This is a genomic window from Nonomuraea sp. CA-141351, from assembly GCF_050944675.1.
Taxonomy (GTDB): domain Bacteria; phylum Actinomycetota; class Actinomycetes; order Streptosporangiales; family Streptosporangiaceae; genus Nonomuraea.
In genome coordinates this window covers 8,733,067-8,751,241 of the sequence record NZ_CP191982.1, presented here as the reverse complement: position 1 = coordinate 8,751,241, position 18,175 = coordinate 8,733,067, and the positions used below count along the sequence as shown (strand labels likewise).

The window sequence follows — 18,175 nt, the reverse complement described above, 5'->3', positions numbered from 1 at the left end:
ACGCGCGCCAGCGTAACCCGAACAACGTTCTAGGAGAATAATGCAGGCGTGATCTGCGAGAGCTGCAAGGAGAAACGTCACGAGGACTGCCGTGGCGGCTCCTGGTGCGACTGCCAGCATCAGACGGACACGCGCAGGGAGCCCGACGACACCGGCGGGCAGAAGCCCGAGCCGCCGATGAACTGGCTCAGGCAGGGCTAGGGCCGCTCAGGATTCCTTCTCCGCCGGGCCGCACGACCACGACTGGCTCACCACCGTGACCAGGTCGTCGCCGTACGCGTCAGGGTCCCATCCGTCTCTCACGAACAGCTGCGTCACCAGATCGGCGGCCGTCGCCCCCTCGACGTCCTCCTGTGCCTGCTCGCCGAGGAGGCGGGCCACGGCGTCGGGGTCGTTGACGCGGACGCGGTAGTGCGCCTCCACGTCCACGGACGCGGTGTCCGGCTCGCCCTCCTGGGCCTCCTCCTCGAGGTCCTCCTCCAGGGCGCTGAGCGGGTTGCCCCAGCCGGTCCGGTCGAGGCACAGCGCCCCGTACTCGAGCGCGGCCGTGCGCAGGGCGTTCACCGCCTGGATCACGCGGGGGGCGTCGTCAGGGGACGCCTCCAGGACCCGGGCGTGCTCCGCGATCGCCGCGCCCAGCTCGGCGGCCTTCTCCGATAGTTCGTTCGCCACGGTCGTCGCGTCTTCCTCGCCTCGGTAGTGTGCGCTGCCAGTCTTCCAGCTCTATGGCTTCTTGTTCTTTTTCGCGCCCTTCCACGAATAGTGCCGCGTGTGGCTGACCTCCCCGTTCTTGTTGTAGTAGTCGACGTGCACATGGTCGCCGCTCGAGCACTCCCCGCGAAACCTGGCGCGCCCGCCGTCTTTCGCGTCCTGCTTGGCCTCGTCGACCGCCTGGTCCTTGTCGTCCCACCGCCTGGTCCCCGAGTTCGTCTTGCTGGAGGCGTTCCGTTTCCGGGGAAAGCCCATCTCGGCGATGAGCCCGCCCTTGGGGCCGTCGGGGCCGCCCAGATTCGGGCCGCGGGGGGTGTTGAGCCGGGGGAGGTCGTCGAGGACGCCGCGGAATTTGCCGGTGGAGCCGTGGGCGAGGGCGGGCCGCAGGACGCGTCCGACGCCTTCGGCCGCCTGGTGCTGGGCCTTGGTGACGAGGATGCGGCCGCGGATGAGTTCCCACAGGGCGGCGGGGCCGGCGGTGGGCCCGCCCATGAGCATGGCGCGGGCGATGCGGGCGGAGGTGTAGACGGCGCCGGTGGCGACGGCGACCTTGAGGCCGGTGGTGAGCCACGCGGCGTTGTCGAGCACTTGGGGGACGTATTGGACGGCCGCGGTGGCGCGTCCCATGACTTCGCCGACGCCGGCGGGGGCGTTCCAGAGCCCTTGGAGTTCGGTGGCGGACTCGCCTTTGTAGACCTCGCCGGTGGCCTGGACGGAGGTCTGCGCGGCCTGCCCCGCCGCGTGGGAGCCGGCCAGGACGGTGATCCAGGCGTCGCGGTCGGCCACGATCTCATCCACCCGGACATTGGGCCAGTGGACGCCCATCATCTCCAGGACGGCGTCGACTTCGGGGGGAATTGTCACATCCATGAGGCGAAGGCTCAGACCGGGTAGGCGCCGTACAGCTTCGCCGACTCTTCGATGTTCACGGCCTCGGCATCGGCTATGTGGCGGTTGGCGGCGTCGAGGCCGTCGCCGGTGTCGTTGATGGCCTGGGAGACGCCGGCCAGCGCTTCCAGCCCGTAGACGCCGCACTGGCCGTATTCGGCGTGAAACGCGGCGAACAGGCCGGTGTCGTCGCCCCACGAGAAGCAGCCGTAGCCACGCTCTCTGAGCCGCTGGAGGGCGGCGGTGTAGTCCTCGCTGTGGGTGCGCATCATCGCCGCGTGCTGGGCGACCTGCGCCTTGGAGATCTCAATCCCCGGACTCATGGCGCGTCACCTTAGCGTAACGATCAGCGAAATTCACTAGGAACGGCGTATTAGTGATCTACATCCGGCAGTGAATCGTTCGTGACTAAACTGACGCACTCATCAGCCCCCAACAGGTGGAGTCCGGACATGCCGATGAGACCTTCGCCACAAGACGATGTCGAGCAGGGGGAGCGGATCCTGAGGCAGGGCCGCGAGACGATGCGGCGCCTCCACGAGGCCCGCACCGCGATCGGCGCGGTCACCGGCGTGGCACAGAGCCCTGACGGCCTGGTCGGGGCCTCGGCGGACGGGCGGGGCGGAATCACGGCGCTGCGCCTCGACCCCCGCGTGATGCGGCTGGATCACGAGGCGCTCAGCAAGCAGGTGACGGTGGTGCTACGGGCGGCCCAGCTGGACGCCGAGTCGCAGGCCAAGGAGATCGTGGACTGCGCGCTCGCCGACACCGAGCACACCATGCCGGCGCCGCTGGACGAGAACTTCATCAGCGAGCGGGTCGAGCAGATCGCCCGCAACCTTCTCTAGCCGGAGGTGAGTGTGTTCGGCCCTCGCAGGGACCCTGCAGACATCAGTCACGAGGATCTCGCCCGAGACGAGCGGCAGGCGGACGGGATTCTGGCGTGGATCGAGCGGGCGCGGGCCGGCGTGGAAGCCGTCACCGGGACGGGGGAGGCCGCGTCCGGACAGGTCATCGCGATCGTGGCGGCGGATGGGAAGGTGCTCGACGTCACCATCCGGCAACGCGCGATGAGGCTGGACAGCCGGACGCTCGCCGAGGAGGTGCTGGCGGCGCTCCAGCAGGCGGGGCTGGACGCGGCGCGGAAGACGGAGGAGTTGATTCGTGAGGCCCTGCCGGGCTTCGACCCGGCCGCGGCCACCGCCCAGCTCGAACGGCTGGCGGGCACTCCGTGGGACTGACCTGACGGGTCCGTACGGAACTTTCGGGTGCCGGGACAGGGAGGTGACGCCTGATCAGGCAGTTGTCCCGACCGGGTTCGCCAGAGCCTGGACATGGAGGGCCAGGCTCCGGTTCATCGGGACAACTGCGTGATCACGCGATGGATGGTGATGCTGCCGGGTTTGTCAGGCGGCGGAGATGCCGGCGCTGGCCGCGCGGCGCATGCGACGACGACGCTCGGAGGCGCGCTCGTCTTCGTTGAGACCGCCCCACGTGCCGTACTTCTCGGGCCGGGACAGCGCGTAGTCAAGGCACTCGTTGCGAACGGGGCACTGGGCGCAGATCGCCTTGGCCTTCCGCTCGCGTACGTCACGCTCGGGCTGCCGCTCCCCGTCGGGGCCGAAGAAGAGCACGAGGTCCTCACCCCGGCACGCGGCATCATCCTGCCAACCCCAGCTGGGGCGCGGGCGGGCGAGCTGCCGACGTACCTGAGACATGAGAAAACCACCTTCGTGAGAGGTATTTCGGTAATTGAGCCGCATTGGACGCTTTTGGCGTCACTGTTCCAACGCAACGTTGGGCCGCGATGTTCCCCTGCTCAGGTAAGAGCGGGCGTGGCGTACCGCACAGGCATAAGCCTGTCCAGCGAAACCAGCCGGTAGGTGGTGATCTTCTCGGCGCAAGCCGTGCCACACGGCGCTGTGAACGCCGATGGCTCAACCACAACCTGGAACCGGACGTCGCCGCAGCGCACAATGGCTTCGGTGACGTCACCGTCCGACCTGGAGGATTCCACGGCCACCGCGCCGACGGCGCACTCTCCCGTATGGGCTCGGGCGAAGTGCTCCACGGCTTGCAATGGCTCAGGGATGCCTGCGCGTCCCCGGTAGCGGTCGAGAATGACCTCGCCCGACCGGTACGCGTTAGCCGCTGCCAGTGCAGCAGCCTGAGACATGCTGCCGTAGAAAATTCCGTGTGGCAAGCACACCAGGTTGGCGGCGTAACGATCGCCGCCAACGTGTGACGTTTCCCATACTCTGTCCGGCAGCGAATCGGCCAGCGACCGAGCGAGGGGTAGTCCAATGCGGGCGCAGCACGCATTGCGCTTGGCGTGCGTGCAGACCAGAAATACCGGCTCGTCTTCAAGTATGCAGGACTCCGGGACCACTCCCGCCACGAGCGCGTCCAGGTCAAGATCGTCAGGACCTGCGACGACACCGCTCGCCAGCCACGGCCGCTCTCCTACCGCGTACGCCAATAGCACACGGATGCCCTGCTCCCGTGGGCGGGTTCGTTTTCCCGGCCGGCGGATCAACTGGGGCCTGATACCGCGTTCGAGCGCCCGGCGGACGAGTTCGGAGATTTTTTCAGGAAGTTCGAAGTTTTCCAGGTGTGACGGCCAGGCGCCGGTGTATTCGATGAGCAGCCAGAGCCTGGCTCCCACGGTGGCGCTGGCCAAGGTGGGAACCCTTCCGGTGTGGCACCCGGTCGGATGCTCGCAGCCCCTCGCCAACGCCTGGTCTCCCTCCCGATCCGAATTAGGTAAGACTAACCTAACGGAATGGAGGGGTCAGATGCGGCCCGTTCGGTCCAGAACATCCCGTGTCGCGGCCAGTGCCCGGTCCCTGTCCTGCTTGATCAGGCCGATCCTGGTCCTCCTGTCCAGCAGGTCGCCCTCGTCGAGCGCGCCCTCGTGCCTGATCGACCAGATCAGCTCGCCCTCGGTGACGCCGAGCCCGACCTCCTCCGGGTGCGCCTTGACGAGCTCGTGCACGGCCTCCGCCTCGCTGCCGTACCGCTCGGCCAGCCGGTGCGGCACCCCTGAGGGCCGTGGTCCCGCCCCGGCGAGCGGGATCCTCCTGGTACGGCACCGCCCCGCCAGCAGTTTCGCGGACGAGACCGCTCGATCCACCGCGTCCTCGGCCATGCGCCGATATGTCGTCAGCTTGCCCCCGACGACCGTGACGAGCCCGTCATGCCACAGGACGGCGTGCCTGCGGGAGATGTCCGCCGTGCGGCCGTCTCCCGCCAGAAGGGGCCTGAGGCCCGCGTACACGCCCGCGACCGCCTCTCGGGTCACCTGGGTCTCAAGAACCCCGTTCAGCACCTCCAGGAGCGTTCTGACGTCCTCCTCGGGCACTTCAGGAACGTCGGGCACCGGCTCGTCCACGGGTTCGTCCGTGAGGCCGACGTGGACGCGGCCGTCGCGCTGGGGGAGTACGAGCGCGAATCGGTTGCTCTCTCCGGGAATGGGCACGTGCATGCCGGCGGTCAGCCCGGGCAGCGTGCCCGGCGCCAGCACGAGGTGGGTGCCGCGGGACGGCCGCAGCTCCACCTCGGGGTCCAGCGTTCCCGCCCACACCCCGGTTGCGTTGATCACCACCTTGGCGCGGACGTCGAACTCCTCGCCGGTCAGCTCGTCGCGCACCAGCGCGCCCCGGTCCGTCAGCCGCAGTGCGCGGCAGCGGGTCAGCACGCGGGCCCCGTGCGCGGCGGCCGTGCGCGCGACGGCCACCACCAGGCGGGCGTCGTCGAGCAGCCGGCCGTCCCACGACAGCAGCGCGCCGCGCAGGCCGTCGCCGTCCAGCACGGGCGCCAGCGTGCGGGTGCGGGCCGCGTTCAGCCGGGTGGGCCCGGGCAGCAGCCTGCGCGGCGTGCGCGCGGCGGCCCGCAGGCTGTCGCCGAGCCGGTAGCCGCTCATCACCAGGGCCGCCTGCCGCCGCGAGACCTCCTTGGTGAGCGGCAGCAGGTACGGGTGCGCCGCGACCAGGTGCGGAGCGGTCGTGCGGAGCAGGATGCCGCGCTCGACCGCGCTCTCGTAGGCCACGTCCACCTGCCCCTTGGCCAGGTAGCGCAGGCCGCCGTGAATCATCTTGGAGCTCCACCTGGACGTCCCGAACGCCAGGTCGTGCGCGTCGATCGCCGCTACGCTCAACCCTCGGGACGCGGCGTCGAGCGCGGCGCCCGCGCCCGTCGCGCCGAGCCCCACCACGAGCACGTCCAGCCGTTCCTCCGCGACCTGGCGGAGCTCACGGGACCGTCTGCGGGCGTTCAGCGAGCTGTCCAAGGTGCCTCCACGCGAGCTATCCAAGGTAGGCCTCCAGCATGGCGGCGAGCTCGTCGTCGAGCTCGTCCAGGGTCACGGGGCCGAGCATCGTGGGCGCCGACACCAGGAACGACTGCGCCACCAGCAGCACCGCGCGCGCCTTTCGCGGGTCGCCGACCGCGCGCTCGAGGACGCCGAGCACGGCCTCCTGGCTCGCGCCCCTCCGGTCGAGCAGGTACGGCATGAGCAGCTCGGGATCGGCCTCCACGATCTTCCGCCACAACGGGTGCGCGCGCAGCTCCCGTACCCCCGCGACGACCGCGCGCACCGGGTCGGACAGGTCGAGCCCCTCGACCACCCGCACCCACTCCCTGGTCATCAGGTCCGCGACCAGCGTGCGTACGTCGGGCCAGCGGCGGTAGATCGTCATCCGCGACACCCCGGCCCTGCGTGCCACGTCCGTGAGCGTCGTCCTGCGCACCCCGTACGCGAGCACGCAGTCGCGGGCCGCGTCCAGCACGCCGCCATTGTGACGATTCAACGTCATGTGTCACAGTGTAAGCGTGCCTAGAGAACCGATGTTGTGGTCCGGGTGGGGCGATCCCGCCAAGGCCCGCGAGCTGCCCGAGCAGGTTCGCCGGCTGCTGCACGACTTCCTCGGCGTGCGCGCGCCCGGCACCGCGGCCGTCGCCCTGGAGTCGGTGCGCCTGCCGCCGGTCGCCCTGCCCGGGCCGCTGCTCGAGGCGCTGGCGAAGATCGTCGGCTCCGCCCACGTGCTGACCTCGCACGAGGCGCGCGTACGCCACACCCGCGGCAAGTCCACTCCTGACCTGCTGCGGATGCGCACGGGGGACGGCTCCGACGCTCCCGACGCGGTGGTGCTGCCCGGCTCGCACGAGGAGGTGGCCGAGCTGCTGCGGGTGTGCTCCGCGGAGCGCGTCGCCGTGGTGCCCTTCGGCGGCGGCACCTCCGTGGTGGGCGGGCTCGCGGCCGCCCGCTCCGGCTTCGCCGGGGTGATCGCGCTCGATCTGGGGCGGCTCGACCGGCTGCTCTCAGTGGACCTGGAGTCTCTCGTGGCCTCGTTCGAGCCGGGGGTGCGCGCTCCCGAGGCCGAACGGCTGCTCGCCGGGCGCGGGCTGACGCTGGGGCACTTCCCCCAGTCCTTCGAGTACGCCACGCTCGGCGGCTTCGCGGCGGCCCGCTCCAGCGGGCAGGCCTCAGCCGGGTACGGGCGTTTCGACGACATGGTCATGGGCCTCACGGTGGCCACGCCGTCGGGCACCCTGGACCTCGGACGAGCCCCCAAGTCGGCGGCCGGGCCCGATCTGCGCCAGCTCGTGCTCGGCTCCGAGGGCGCTTTCGGCGTGATCACGTCGCTCAGGCTGCGCGTGCGGCGGGCTCCCGCCGAGCGCCGGTACGAAGGCTGGCGGTTCGGGACGTTCGCGGAGGGATCGGCGGCCGTGCGCGCGCTCGCCCAGGAAGGGCCGCTGCCCACCGTGCTGCGGCTGTCGGACGAGACCGAGACCATGATCGGCCTGGCCAAGCCGGACGCGATCGGCTCCGGCGGCTCCGGCGGCTCCGGCTGCCTCCTGATCGCGGGCTACGAAGGCGCGTTCGCGGCGGAGCGGCAGGCGGCGGCCTCGGCCGTGCTGGAGCGGACGGGCGGCGAGCCCCTGGGCGCGGAGCCGGGCGAGGCGTGGGAGCACGGCCGCTTCTCCGCCCCGTACCTGCGTGACTCACTCCTCGCCGCCGGGGCCACGGTCGAGACGCTGGAGACCGCCGGGTTCTGGGCGAACCTGCCGCGGCTCTACGACGCGGTCCGCCTGGCGCTGGCGGGAGCGCTCGGCTCCCCGCTGGTCATGTGTCACATCTCCCACGTGTACGAGACCGGCGCCTCGCTCTACTTCACCGTCGTCACCGCGCAGGAGGGCGACCCCGTGGAGCAGTGGGAGCGGGCCAAGGCGGCGGCGAGCGCGGCCATCGTCGAGGCGGGGGGCACGATCACGCACCATCACGGGGTCGGGCGCGAGCACCGGGACGCCTACGCGGCCGAGCTGGGACCCGTGGGAGTGAGTGTCCTGCAGGCAGTCAAGGCCCGGCTCGACCCGGCCGGGATACTCAATCCCGGTGTCCTCGTCCCGCCGGCCGGCCCGGCCTGAGGCGGACCGTGGCCGCCCCGTGAAAGGCCGCATCCCCTGACGGCGGTATGGAGACTCCTGCGCGGTCAGGCGTTGTCCGGCGGGGGGATCTGGTCGGCCTCCGCCATCGTGGCGGCGGCCTCGCTGTAGCGGTGCAGGGCCTCGAACACCGCGGCCAGGCGCATCAGCGAGGCCACCAGCGGGCCGCCGCCCATCTCACGGGTGAGCGCCACCGCCTCCTGCGCCAGAGGCAGCGCCTCCGCGGCCCGGCCCCGCTTCAGCAGCAGCTTCGCCGTGGTGCTCAGACTGCGCGCCAGCAACGCCGTGTGCTTGGGCTGCTCCCTGGCCAGCGCCCTGCTGCGCGCGACCGCCTCACTGGCCCTCCTGAGCGCCCCGCCGCCCCATCGGGAACTGGTCTGCGCATATGCGAGCAGACCTTCAATGGCCTCCACATCGGAAGTGCCTCTTCTGGTCGCGTCGTCCGGGCTGTTACGCGTCATGGGAGCCTCCCCTCGGCGGTCCCAACCGCTTGCTTGGGGGGTGAGGCTACACCATTGCGAACCTTCTGTGTTCCTCGCAGTACGGAGCGTTCAGGGTGCGCGAAGTGAAGATCGCGGTAAAGATGTGGACATGGTGGAAGTCGCGGCTGAGCGTGGAAAGCAGCTTTCGTCACGGGTATCGGAGGAGGGAGCGGGATGGGCTTGTACGCAGTTGGGGACGTTCGCGCAGCTCAGACCCGATAACCACGGGTTTACCTGGCTGAATTTGGCGACGCTGTGGCGCTCGCGCAACGACGTCCTCGCCGGGCTGTTCGGGGATCCGTCAGGTCAGGTCCGGGCGCGGTGGGTGGCGTCTCAGGAAGCACGCGGGATTGATCCGGAATTTCGCATCAAGCTATCCGTCGGGGGAAATTTCACTTTCCTTCTGCTTGGTGATACTGGCGAGGGAGACGCGTCGCAGTACGCCGTTGTTCCCGGGATGCTGAAACTGGGAGAGGACACGGCGTTCGCCGTCATAGCCAGCGATGTGATCTATCCGACCGGATCGGGCAACGAGTACTGCGACAAGTTCTTCCGTCCGTACAAGGACTATGACGCTCCGATCTACGCCATTCCCGGCAACCACGACTGGTACGACGGGCTCGGCGGGTTCATGCGGGTCCTCTGTGACGCGCCGCCGCTCAAGCCCAAGCCGGACCGCGGGCTGCGCGGGCTCCTGTGGCGCAAGCCGGAGACGATCGACGAGGAGCGGCTGGCGAAGGCGCGCGAGCTCAGGGGCAGGCCGTCCCAGCAGGCGACGCAGCCGGGGCCGTACTGGGCGATCGAGAGCGACAGCCTGCTGATCGTGGGCGTCGACACCGGCATCAGGAACGTCATCGACAAGGGACAGACCGCGTGGCTGCGGCGGGTCTCGCTCGATCCGCGGCCGAAGATCCTCGTGACGGGCAAGCCCATCTACACCGGGAACGTCTACAAGCCGTCGCCGCTGGAGGAAGGCGGCACGATTGACGACATCGTGCGCGACCCGGCCCACCGGTACGTCGCGGCCATCGGCGGAGACGTGCACAACTACCAGCGCTACCCGGTCAAAGTGGGCGACCGGGTGATCCAGTACATCGTGTCCGGCGGCGGCGGCGCGTTCATGCACGCCACGCACACCATCGGCAGGGTCGACGTCAAGGGCGTGGACGAGGACGAGTTCAAGTGCTACCCGCTGCGCGGCGACTCGCTGTCCTTCTACAGCCAGCTGTACGCGCGCCGCCTGCGGATGAAGTGGATGTACCTCACGCCCTCCGAAGCCGTGTGCGTCATGTCGGACCAGATCAAGAACCAGCCTGTCAGGACCCCCGAAGGGCCGGTGACGATCACCCGCAGGATGCGGTGGGCGGCGCGGCTGCTCGGGGCCTGGCCGTGGCCGTTCAGGCTGCCGGTGGACAAGGTCTTCCACCGCTACCTGTCGGAGCTGTCCGACTGGGACACCCCGCCGTTCTTCAAACAGTTCCTGCACGTGTCGGTCACCCCGGAGGAGCTGACCCTGCGCTGCTTCGCCGCCACCGGGTGCCTGGCGCAGGAGCTCGATCCACCGCTCGAGGACGAGGTGCGCATCGCTTTGTCGTAGCCATTTGGCACTCTTGACCACGTGTATGTCGTGGTCGCCGGAGAGACGGTGCTTCCGGTCGGCGGCTCGGCACGCCGTACCGCCGACCTGGCGGGGGCCGTGCGCGAGCTGGAGGCGGCCGTGCGCGAGCTGGAGGCGGCCGAGCGTCCGCGGTGGGTGTGGGCCGATGCCCGGGAGGTCTATCCCGGCCTGCTGAGCGCGGGCGTGCGGGTCTCGCGCTGCCACGACATCGCGCTCACCGAAGGGCTGCTGCTCGCGTACGAGAGCCGCTACGGCGAGCCCCGCTCGGCCAGGGCCGCCCACGCCAGGCTGCACGGGCTGCCGGTGCCCGAGGAGCAGCCGAGCGCGCCTGACACGCTGTTCGCACCCGAGCCGCTCGGGGCCGAGGCGGTGGCCGAGGTGCTGGCCGGCCAGCTGCGGCGGATCGAGGCGCTGCCGGAGCCCGGCAGGTTCAGGCTGCTGGTGGCGGCCGAGTCGGCCGGGGCCCTCATAGCGGCCGAGATGTCGCACGACGGCATGCCGTGGCGGCGCGACGTGCACGACGCGCTCCTGACCGACCTGCTGGGGCCGCGGCCCGTGCACGGCATGCGCCCGGCCAAGCTGCAGGCGCTGGCCGACGAGGTCGCCGCGGCCTTCGGCCATCCGGTCAACCCCGACTCGGTGCAGCAGCTCGTCAAAGCGTTCAAGGGGGCCGGGACGGCGGTGAAGACCACCCGGTCGTGGGAGCTCAAGCAGATCGACCACCCCGCCGTGGCGCCGCTGCTGGCCTACAAGGAGCTGGCCCGGCTGTTCAGCTTCCACGGGTGGACGTGGGCCGACCAGTGGGTGCGGGGTGGGCGGTTCCGGCCCGAATACGTGGTGGGCGGCGTGGTGTCCGGGCGATGGGCGACCAGTGGCGGCGGGGCGCTGCAGATTCCGAAGGTGATGCGGCGGGTGGTGGTGGCCGACGAGGGGTGGGTGCTGGTCGTCGCCGACGCCGCCCAGCTCGAGCCGCGGGTGCTCGCCGCGATGGCCGGTGACGTGGGCCTGGCCCGGGCCGCCGGGGAGATCGACCTGTATTCGGCGCTGGCGCAGTCGTTCGGAGGCGAGCGGGCCAACGCCAAGATCGCCATGCTGTCCGCCATGTACGGCGGCACCAGCGGCGACGCGCCCAAGCTGCTGGCGGTGATGCGGCAGCGCTTCCCCAAGGCCTACCAGTTCGTGGAGGACGCGGCCAAGGCGGGGGAGGAGGGGCGGCTCGTGCGCTCGTGGCTCGGGCGCACCAGCCCGCCTCCCTCGCCCCGGTGGAAGGAGCTGGTGTCGGGGCCCGAGGGCGGCCGGGCGGCTCGCGACCGGGGGCGGTTCACGCGCAACTTCGTGGTGCAGGGCACCGCGGCCGAGTGGGCCCTGGCGCTGATGGCGGTGCTGCGCGGGCTGCTGCCCGAGCCGGCCCGGCTGGTGTTCTTCCAGCATGACGAGGTGATGGTGCACTGCCCGATCTCGCAGGCGGAGGAGGTGATCGCCGCCGTCTCGTCGGCCGCGTCGGAGGCCACCCGGCTCCTGTTCGGGGCGACGCCGGTGCGCTTCCCGATGGAGGCCGTGGCGGTCTCGTCCTACGCCGACGCCAAATGACGAGTTCCCCGGCCGTGCCCGCGGCACTCGCCGCCACGGGGCGCTCACGCCATGCGGGCCGTCGCGCCATGCCCACCGGCACCGCTGCGCCGGTGTGTGATGCGTTGACAGCGTTGTTGCCAAACCCTCCAAACGCCGGAACCCGGCCGGGTCTCCCCTCGGGCCCGCCTCAACGGCCGCCCGTACGCTCCGTCGCTTTCCCGGCGTCGGTGGCGGGACGGGCGAGGCGGACCATGGCGCGATACGGGGCGGCGGGTGCGGGGGCCTGCTCCAGCGGGGGCAGGCCGGTGCCGGGGGTGGCCCAGGCGCGGAGCATCTGGCCGACCAGGCGGCGCCAGGTGCCGGGGCGCTGCCGCCGGGACGCGTGCGGCGGTCGCGGCAGGCCGCCCGCCGTCCGACGGGTGGCCGATACGTGGGCCGGGGTCAGGGGGCGCTGGCGCGCCAGGTGGCGGTGAGCCAGACGCCCGCGAGGGTGACCATGACGCCCACGACCAGGCCGAGCACCCCGTAGCCGAGCACGCCCACGATGGCGCCGGCGACGATCGTGCCCGTGGCGCCGCAGACGTTCATCAGCACGTCCGACAGCCCCTGGACGGCCGGGCGGCGGTCGAGCGGGACGGACTCCGTGACCAGGGCGGAGCCCGCCACCAGGCCGCAGGACCAGCCGAGCCCCAGCAGCACCAGCGCCGCCGTCACCTGCCACACCCGGTGCCCCGACGTGCCGGCGAGGGTGGCGGCGGTCAGCAGGAGGGCCATGCCGAGCACCAGGACAGGCACCTTGCCCGCCTTGTCGGCCAGCCAGCCCACCACCGGCGACAGCACGTACATGCCCGCGATGTGCAGGCTGATCACGAGGCCGATGACGTCCAGGTTCGAGCCGTCGTGATGCAGCTTGACCGGGGTCATGGACATCACCGACACCATCGCCGTGTGGCTGACCGCGATCATGACCAGGGCACGGCGGGCGATCGGGGTGGTGCGGAGTGTCTGCCAGGCGGTGCGGATCGTCCCTCTGGGGGCGCGGTCGGTGCCCGGGGCGTCGATCAGGGAGCGGGCCAGCTTGAGCGGATCCGGGCGCAGGAAGACGAAGATGACGACCATGGCCAGCGCGAAAGCCAGCGCCGCGAACGCGAACGGCCCCGCCTTCTCCACCAGCCCCAGCCGCCTGCCGATCTCGTCGGCCGGTCGGGCCAGGTTCGGACCGGCGACGGAGCCGACCGTGGAGGCCCAGACGACCAGCGACAGGTGCCTGGCCGAGCGGCCCTGCGGCGCCAGGTCCGTCGCCGAGTAACGCGCCGCCAGGCTGCCCGCGCTCCCGCCGCCCACCAGCACCAGTCCCGCCAGCAGGAGCGGCCACGTACGCAGGCTGATCGCCAGAACCGAGATCACGCAGCCCGCCAGCGCCGCCGCGTACGCCACCGACAAGCCCGCCCGGCGGCCCCCGGTGCCCGCCGCCTTGGCCGTCGGCAGGGCCAGCAGCGCCGCGCCGAGTACGGTGGCCGTGCCCGCGAAGCCGCTGATCACCGTGGACCCCGACAACTCGTCCACGACCACCGAGCTGAGCGCGAGCCCGACCGCTACTCCCACGCCGCCCACGATCTGCGTCGCCGACAGGACGGCCAGGGTACGGCGCTGGACGATGTGTATTCGGTCAGAGGAGGAGACAGTGGGTTTCGTAGGGGCACTGGTCACCTGTGAAGTCTCGCATAGCCCCCACATCACCCCAAAGGACGATATTTCAGAGAATGGTGACTGAATCACCCTGAGCGATGAGGCCGGGCGCGTCCGGGATCAGGTTGATGCCGAACCACACCTTCCCGTCCCACTTGCGATGCCGGGAGAGCGTCCTGATGGGCTCCTTGCCCTTCGTGTACGTGGCCGTGTCGATCGTGGTCAGCACGCACCGGTCGCATCCCTTGCTGACCCGGAAGTCGACCGCGCCGATGCGTACCCGCTCCCACGTGTCCTCGGCGAACGCCGTGCCGACCCCGTCGATCACCACGTTCGGCCGGAACCGGTGCATGGGCAGCGGCTCGGGCCTCTCCTCGCCACGCTCCAGCGCGGTCTCCGCGATCCAGTCGTTGAGCTGTGCGAGCGAGGCGCCGGACGTGAGCAGCAGCGGGTAGCCGTCGGCCAGGCTCACGCGGTCGTCCGGCCGCCCGTACTCGGGATTGACCGGGCGGCGGGTCGGGTCGTCGAGCCACTTGAGCCTGACCTGCCGCCCTGCCAGCCCGGAAAGCCATCGCGCCGCGTCGTCGCCGCAGTCGGTGAGCTCCACGGGAGTGCGCCCCACGGTGACCGTGGACATCGCCTCGGTCGGCGTGACCAGCAGCGGGGCGGCGTGCGGGCCGGTCAGCGTGAGCCGGTCGCCGTCGAGCCGGGCGACGCAGGCCAGCAGCCGGGGCTCCTCGCGGGCGGTGAGGACGCCGCCGCGCTCGTCGGTGACGAGGTAGCGGCGGTCACCGGCCAGCCCCCACGGCTGCACCTCGGCCTCTCGGACCTCATGTCCGGCGGTGGACTTGACGGGGTAAAAGTGGATGCTCGCCAGCTTCATGAGCGAGAAAGTACCTCACTGGTCGCCGTGGCCGTGGAGCGGTGCAGGGCCGCGGAAAGGGCCACGGTGGCGAGGGAGAGCACGCCGATGGCGGCGCCGATCCAGGCGACGGACGGGTAGCCGAGGCCGGCGTCGATGGCAAGCCCGCCGAGCCAGGGGCCGACGGTGATGCCGACGTTGAAGGAGGAGACGTTCACCGCGGCGGCCAGCGTGGGGGCGTCCTTGGCCAGCGCGAAGACGCGGGTGTTCAGCGCGGGGTTGGTGCCGAAGCCGAACGCGCCGAGCAGGAAGATCAGCGCGATGGCCGGCACGGCGACGGACGCGCCCAGGGCCAGCGCGACCGAGGTGACGACGAGGCCGGTCACGCCGACGTACAAGGTCTGGAACGGCCGGGCGTCGGCGATCCTGCCGCCGATGGTGATCCCGATCAGCGAGCCGACGCCGTAGAGCGCAAGGACGGCGGGCACCCAGTTCGCTTCCAGGCCCGTGGTGTCGACCAGCATCACGCTCAGGTAGCTGAAGGAGGCGAGCAGGGCTCCCGTGGTCAGCGCGGTCGTGCCGTACGAGAGCCAGAGCCGGGCGCCGGCCATGGAGCGCAACTCGGCGGAGACGCGCGGCACGCCACCGGAGGGGCGGCCGCCGGGGATGGTGGCGAGCACGCCCAGGCCGGCCAGCACCGTCAGCGCCGCGACCGCCCAGAACGCCGCCCGCCAGCCGAGGTGCTGGCCGATGACCGTGCCCAGGGACAGTCCGATGATGGTGGCGACCGTCAGCCCGCCGGCGAGCACGCTCATCGCCTTGCCGCGGGAGTTGGCGGGCACCAGGCCGACCGCGGTGCTCGCCGCCACGGCCCAGAATCCGGCGTACACGAAGGCGCCGACGACGCGGGTGGCGAACAGCATGCCGTAGCTCGATGTCAGGGCGCCCACGACGTGCGACAGGACGAAGACCGCCATGAACGTCAGCAGCGCCGTACGCCTGGGCCAGCGCAACGTGGCGACGGCCAGCACCGGAGCCCCCACCAGCATCCCCATGGCGAACGCCGAGATCAGCAGCCCCGCGTCGGGGACGGACACGTGCAGGTCGGCCGCCATCTCGGGCACCAGCCCGGCCAGCATGAGCTCGGAGGTGCCCTGGGCGAAGATCGCGAGCCCCAGTATGTAGACCGCCAACGGCATGACGTCACTCCTTTTAGATTGATCAGTTCAAAATGAGGGCGCGAAAAAGTCAGAAGACGCCCAGCGCGGTTTTCGCGATCGACTCGAGCCCGTCCCGGTCCGTCCCTCCCCTGGCGGCCACGCGCAGGCCGCTGACGGTGGCGAAGACGAAGTGCGCCAGGGCGAGCGGGTCCTTGCCCGGGTCGATCTCGCCCCGGGCGCGGCCGGTCTCGATGGCGGCCCGCAGCAATTCCCGCCGCCTCTCGTTGTCGCGCCGCAGCAACTCGGCGATCTCCTGGTCGTGCGGGGCGAGCTCCGTCATCGAGTTGACCACCAGGCAGCCGGGCGGCTCGCCGGGGTCGGGGTCGACGGCCCACCACAGCACGGTCCTGATCTTCTCCTTGAGCAGGAGGTCGGTCTCCAGCAGCTCGGCGAGCGCGGCGTTGCGCTGCTCCATGTAGTGGCGCAGCGCCTTCTCGAACAGGTCGTGCTTGCTCGCGAAGGTGTTGTAGATGCTGCTGCGGCCGAGGCCGGTGGCCGCGCACAGTTCCTGCGTCGAGGTGGCCTCGTAGCCCGCGCTCCAGAACGCGCGCATGGCCGCCTCGATGGCGCGCTCCTCCTCGAACTTCCTCGGTCGCCCCATGCTCCGCACGTTAGCACGTTTTGGAACGAGCAGTGCAATATGTCAGCCGGCCGGCTGGAACGTGTCCAGGAACACCGTGCGGGTCTCCGCCTGGTCGTCCCACTTGAGCTCGGGCATGTCGAACGTGATCTTGAAAGCGTCGTTGTCGTCGACGGTGACGTACCTGGTCAGCGCGTGCATGGGGACGCCGTTGGACGTGGTGTAGGTGTACTCCCAGTCGGCGGCCCGCCAGCCGCGGTATTCGGCGGCCTGGAGCTGCACCTGGATGTAGCCCTCCACGCCGCCCTTGGCCTCCTGCTTGCCCAGTGCGGCCAGGCCTCCGTCGGCCTGCGGAGCGGCCTTCTGCACCGTGATCCGGATGCCGGAGTCCTTCGGCCCGCTGAACGTGGTCACACCGCCCGACGTCGCCGGCTTCCAGCCCTCGGGCACGGCGGCGGTGAACCCGTCCGTGCCGTGCTCCGTGTAGCCCGCGGGTATCACGGAGGGCTCGCCGTGCTGAGTCGTGGCGGGCGAGGAGGTCGCTGCCTGGGTGACGGGCGCCACCGGGGGTGCCGACCCGCCCGACAGGATGACCATCACCGCGCCGACGATCACGGCGATACCCACAAGTGTGCTGACGATCGTGAGCGGCGTCGGGCGCCCGCCGCGCGTCCACAGGCCGTCGTCCTCGTCGGGCCTGCGCCTGCTCTTGCCCGTGCGCGGCGCCGCGCTGGGCAACGTGAGAAGGCGGTTGCTGCTGATGTCGCGGGACAGGTCGCGTGACTGCTCGCGCAGGTCGTCGGCCGAGGCCAGCGGCCACGGCGTGGCGGCGGAGGATGTGCGGCTGTCCGTGGTGAGCGGCAGGATCGGCGCGGGCTGCGGGCCGGAGTCGTCGTCGAGATCCCTGGCGATCCGGTGCGGCCCCGATGGCCCGCCGAAAGGCTGGCCGCCCGAGGAACTGCCGAACGCGTCGAACCCCCCGGGGGGCGGCGTCAGCCGGTCGGTCCTGTGGCTGCCCGACGGGCTCGTCAGCCCCTCGTACGGCATCGAATGGCCGCCCGACGGGCTGGTCAGCGGGTCGTACGGCACGCGTACCGGACCCGTGGGCGTCTCCACGATCCGCGAGGGCATCGGCCCCGGCTGGGGGTCCAGCCGCGGCAGGTCCCCCTGGGCGGGCAGTGTCTCCGCCGGGCGCGGCCGGACGGAGCCGTGCGCGCGCAGCACCGCCTCCAGCATCTCGATGACCTGGTCGGAGGTCAGCCGCTCCGCCGGGTTCTTACGCAGCAGCCCCTCGATCACCGGCCCCAGCGAGCCGGCCCGCTGCGGGCTGATCGGGTCCTGCGTGAGCACCGCGCCGAGCACCGCCACGGGATCGGGCCCCTCGTACGGCGGCCGCCCCTCGACGGCGGCGTACAGCGTCGCGCCGAACGACCACAGGTCGGCCGCCTGCGTGATCGGCTGCCCGGACAGGCGCTCCGGCGGGATGTACGCGGGCGAGCCCATGAGCAGCCCGGTCTGCGTGATCGTCACGTCGCCCTCGATGGCCGCGATGCCGAAGTCGGTCAGCACCACCCGGTCCGAGGTCAGCAGCACGTTGCCGGGCTTGATGTCGCGGTGCAGGATCCCGGCGGCGTGCGCGTGCCTGAGCGCGTCGAGCACCCGGATGCCGATCTCGGCCGCCTGGATCACCGGCAGCGGCCCGCTCTGGCGTACGGCCTGCTCCAGGGACCACGCGCGGACCAGCTCCATCACGATCCACGGGCGGCCGTCCTCCTCGACCACGTCGTGCACGGTCACGATGCCGGGATGCGTCAGCCGCGCGGCCGACCTGGCCTCGCGGAGCATGCGCCGGTGCGCCACCTGCTTGCCCGCGTTGTCGAGCCCGTACGGGAGGATCAGCTCCTTGACCGCCACATCCCGGTCGAGCAGGACGTCGTGAGCGTGCCACACCATGCCCATGCCGCCCCTGCCGACCGGCGACATCAGACGGTACCGCCGGCCGATCAGGCGGCCCTGGCTCTGCGGGGCGCCGCTAGGGGCACCTCCCTCCGGGCCGGGTCCGCTGAGCAAGCGGTCGGCTGCCATCTTCCCGCCCCCATCCCGCACTGC

The 18,175-nt window shown here is 71.1% G+C and carries 20 protein-coding genes; 6 read left to right on the top strand and 14 right to left on the bottom strand.

The window, feature by feature from the left end; genetic code table 11:
* Positions 1-48: 48 nt before the first annotated feature.
* On the top strand, positions 49-201 hold the full coding sequence (locus ACQPWU_RS41180; protein ID WP_433431098.1) for a hypothetical protein: 153 nt from the start codon (positions 49-51) through the stop codon (positions 199-201).
* A gap of 6 nt (positions 202-207) precedes the next feature.
* Here the strand turns inward: ACQPWU_RS41180 and ACQPWU_RS41175 are convergent, their stop codons facing one another.
* Genes ACQPWU_RS41175 through ACQPWU_RS41165 form a run of 3 tightly spaced genes read right to left on the bottom strand, consistent with a single transcriptional unit; the run spans position 208 to position 1,922 of the window.
* Complete coding sequence (locus ACQPWU_RS41175; RefSeq protein WP_433431097.1) at positions 208-672, bottom strand: hypothetical protein; 465 nt, start codon at positions 670-672, stop codon at positions 208-210.
* Between the two features lie 51 nt (positions 673-723).
* Complete coding sequence (locus ACQPWU_RS41170) at positions 724-1,581, bottom strand: hypothetical protein (protein ID WP_433431096.1); 858 nt, start codon at positions 1,579-1,581, stop codon at positions 724-726.
* A gap of 11 nt (positions 1,582-1,592) precedes the next feature.
* Positions 1,593-1,922, bottom strand: a complete 330-nt coding sequence (locus ACQPWU_RS41165; protein WP_433431095.1) for a hypothetical protein — start codon at positions 1,920-1,922, stop codon at positions 1,593-1,595.
* A 129-nt stretch (positions 1,923-2,051) separates the two neighbouring features.
* Between ACQPWU_RS41165 and ACQPWU_RS41160 the strand changes: the two genes are divergently transcribed.
* The gene (locus tag ACQPWU_RS41160) at positions 2,052-2,447 is read left to right on the top strand and encodes a YbaB/EbfC family nucleoid-associated protein (protein WP_433431094.1); all 396 of its coding nucleotides are present in this window, start codon (positions 2,052-2,054) and stop codon (positions 2,445-2,447) included.
* Between the two features lie 12 nt (positions 2,448-2,459).
* Complete coding sequence (locus ACQPWU_RS41155; RefSeq protein ID WP_433431093.1) at positions 2,460-2,840, top strand: YbaB/EbfC family nucleoid-associated protein; 381 nt, start codon at positions 2,460-2,462, stop codon at positions 2,838-2,840.
* 165 nt (positions 2,841-3,005) lie between these two features.
* On the opposite strand, the gene ACQPWU_RS41150 is transcribed toward ACQPWU_RS41155, so the two are convergent.
* From ACQPWU_RS41150 to ACQPWU_RS41135, 4 genes are all read right to left on the bottom strand, one after another.
* Positions 3,006-3,317 carry a WhiB family transcriptional regulator gene (locus ACQPWU_RS41150; protein ID WP_080036407.1) on the bottom strand — a complete coding sequence of 104 codons (312 nt, stop codon included), beginning with the start codon at positions 3,315-3,317 and terminating at the stop codon, positions 3,006-3,008.
* Positions 3,318-3,418: 101 nt separating this feature from the next.
* The gene (locus ACQPWU_RS41145; RefSeq protein ID WP_433431092.1) at positions 3,419-4,279 is read right to left on the bottom strand and encodes a sucrase ferredoxin; all 861 of its coding nucleotides are present in this window, start codon (positions 4,277-4,279) and stop codon (positions 3,419-3,421) included.
* Between the two features lie 111 nt (positions 4,280-4,390).
* Complete coding sequence (locus ACQPWU_RS41140) at positions 4,391-5,887, bottom strand: glycerol-3-phosphate dehydrogenase/oxidase (RefSeq protein WP_433431091.1); 1,497 nt, start codon at positions 5,885-5,887, stop codon at positions 4,391-4,393.
* A 16-nt stretch (positions 5,888-5,903) separates the two neighbouring features.
* Positions 5,904-6,413, bottom strand: a complete 510-nt coding sequence (locus tag ACQPWU_RS41135; RefSeq protein ID WP_433431090.1) for a TetR/AcrR family transcriptional regulator — start codon at positions 6,411-6,413, stop codon at positions 5,904-5,906.
* A gap of 31 nt (positions 6,414-6,444) precedes the next feature.
* On the opposite strand from ACQPWU_RS41135, the gene ACQPWU_RS41130 reads away from it, so the two are divergent.
* Entirely contained in the window at positions 6,445-8,025 is a 1,581-nt protein-coding gene (locus ACQPWU_RS41130; protein WP_433445411.1) for an FAD-binding oxidoreductase, read from the top strand.
* Between the two features lie 65 nt (positions 8,026-8,090).
* On the opposite strand, the gene ACQPWU_RS41125 is transcribed toward ACQPWU_RS41130, so the two are convergent.
* Complete coding sequence (locus tag ACQPWU_RS41125; protein WP_433431089.1) at positions 8,091-8,504, bottom strand: hypothetical protein; 414 nt, start codon at positions 8,502-8,504, stop codon at positions 8,091-8,093.
* A gap of 346 nt (positions 8,505-8,850) precedes the next feature.
* Here ACQPWU_RS41125 and ACQPWU_RS41120 point away from each other — a divergent pair, with 346 nt between their 5' ends.
* Both ACQPWU_RS41120 and ACQPWU_RS41115 read left to right on the top strand, forming a co-directional pair.
* Positions 8,851-10,122 (top strand): metallophosphoesterase family protein, encoded by a 1,272-nt coding sequence (locus ACQPWU_RS41120; protein WP_433445410.1) that lies wholly within the window; start codon positions 8,851-8,853, stop codon positions 10,120-10,122.
* A gap of 21 nt (positions 10,123-10,143) precedes the next feature.
* The gene (locus ACQPWU_RS41115) at positions 10,144-11,733 is read left to right on the top strand and encodes a bifunctional 3'-5' exonuclease/DNA polymerase (RefSeq protein WP_433431088.1); all 1,590 of its coding nucleotides are present in this window, start codon (positions 10,144-10,146) and stop codon (positions 11,731-11,733) included.
* A gap of 169 nt (positions 11,734-11,902) precedes the next feature.
* On the opposite strand, the gene ACQPWU_RS41110 is transcribed toward ACQPWU_RS41115, so the two are convergent.
* From ACQPWU_RS41110 to ACQPWU_RS41085, 6 genes are all read right to left on the bottom strand, one after another.
* A complete protein-coding gene (locus ACQPWU_RS41110; protein WP_433431087.1) occupies positions 11,903-12,049 on the bottom strand; it encodes a hypothetical protein in 147 nt (48 codons plus the stop codon).
* A gap of 107 nt (positions 12,050-12,156) precedes the next feature.
* On the bottom strand, positions 12,157-13,425 hold the full coding sequence (locus ACQPWU_RS41105; RefSeq protein ID WP_433431086.1) for an MFS transporter: 1,269 nt from the start codon (positions 13,423-13,425) through the stop codon (positions 12,157-12,159).
* A gap of 46 nt (positions 13,426-13,471) precedes the next feature.
* Positions 13,472-14,287 (bottom strand): MOSC domain-containing protein, encoded by an 816-nt coding sequence (locus ACQPWU_RS41100; protein WP_433431085.1) that lies wholly within the window; start codon positions 14,285-14,287, stop codon positions 13,472-13,474.
* Positions 14,284-15,465, bottom strand: a complete 1,182-nt coding sequence (locus ACQPWU_RS41095; RefSeq protein ID WP_433431084.1) for a Cmx/CmrA family chloramphenicol efflux MFS transporter — start codon at positions 15,463-15,465, stop codon at positions 14,284-14,286. The genes ACQPWU_RS41100 and ACQPWU_RS41095 overlap by 4 nt, the downstream gene beginning before the upstream one ends.
* Positions 15,466-15,514: 49 nt before the next feature.
* On the bottom strand, positions 15,515-16,087 hold the full coding sequence (locus ACQPWU_RS41090; RefSeq protein WP_433431083.1) for a TetR/AcrR family transcriptional regulator: 573 nt from the start codon (positions 16,085-16,087) through the stop codon (positions 15,515-15,517).
* A 42-nt stretch (positions 16,088-16,129) separates the two neighbouring features.
* Positions 16,130-18,151, bottom strand: a complete 2,022-nt coding sequence (locus ACQPWU_RS41085; protein ID WP_433431082.1) for a protein kinase domain-containing protein — start codon at positions 18,149-18,151, stop codon at positions 16,130-16,132.
* Between the last annotated feature and the right edge of the window lie 24 nt (positions 18,152-18,175).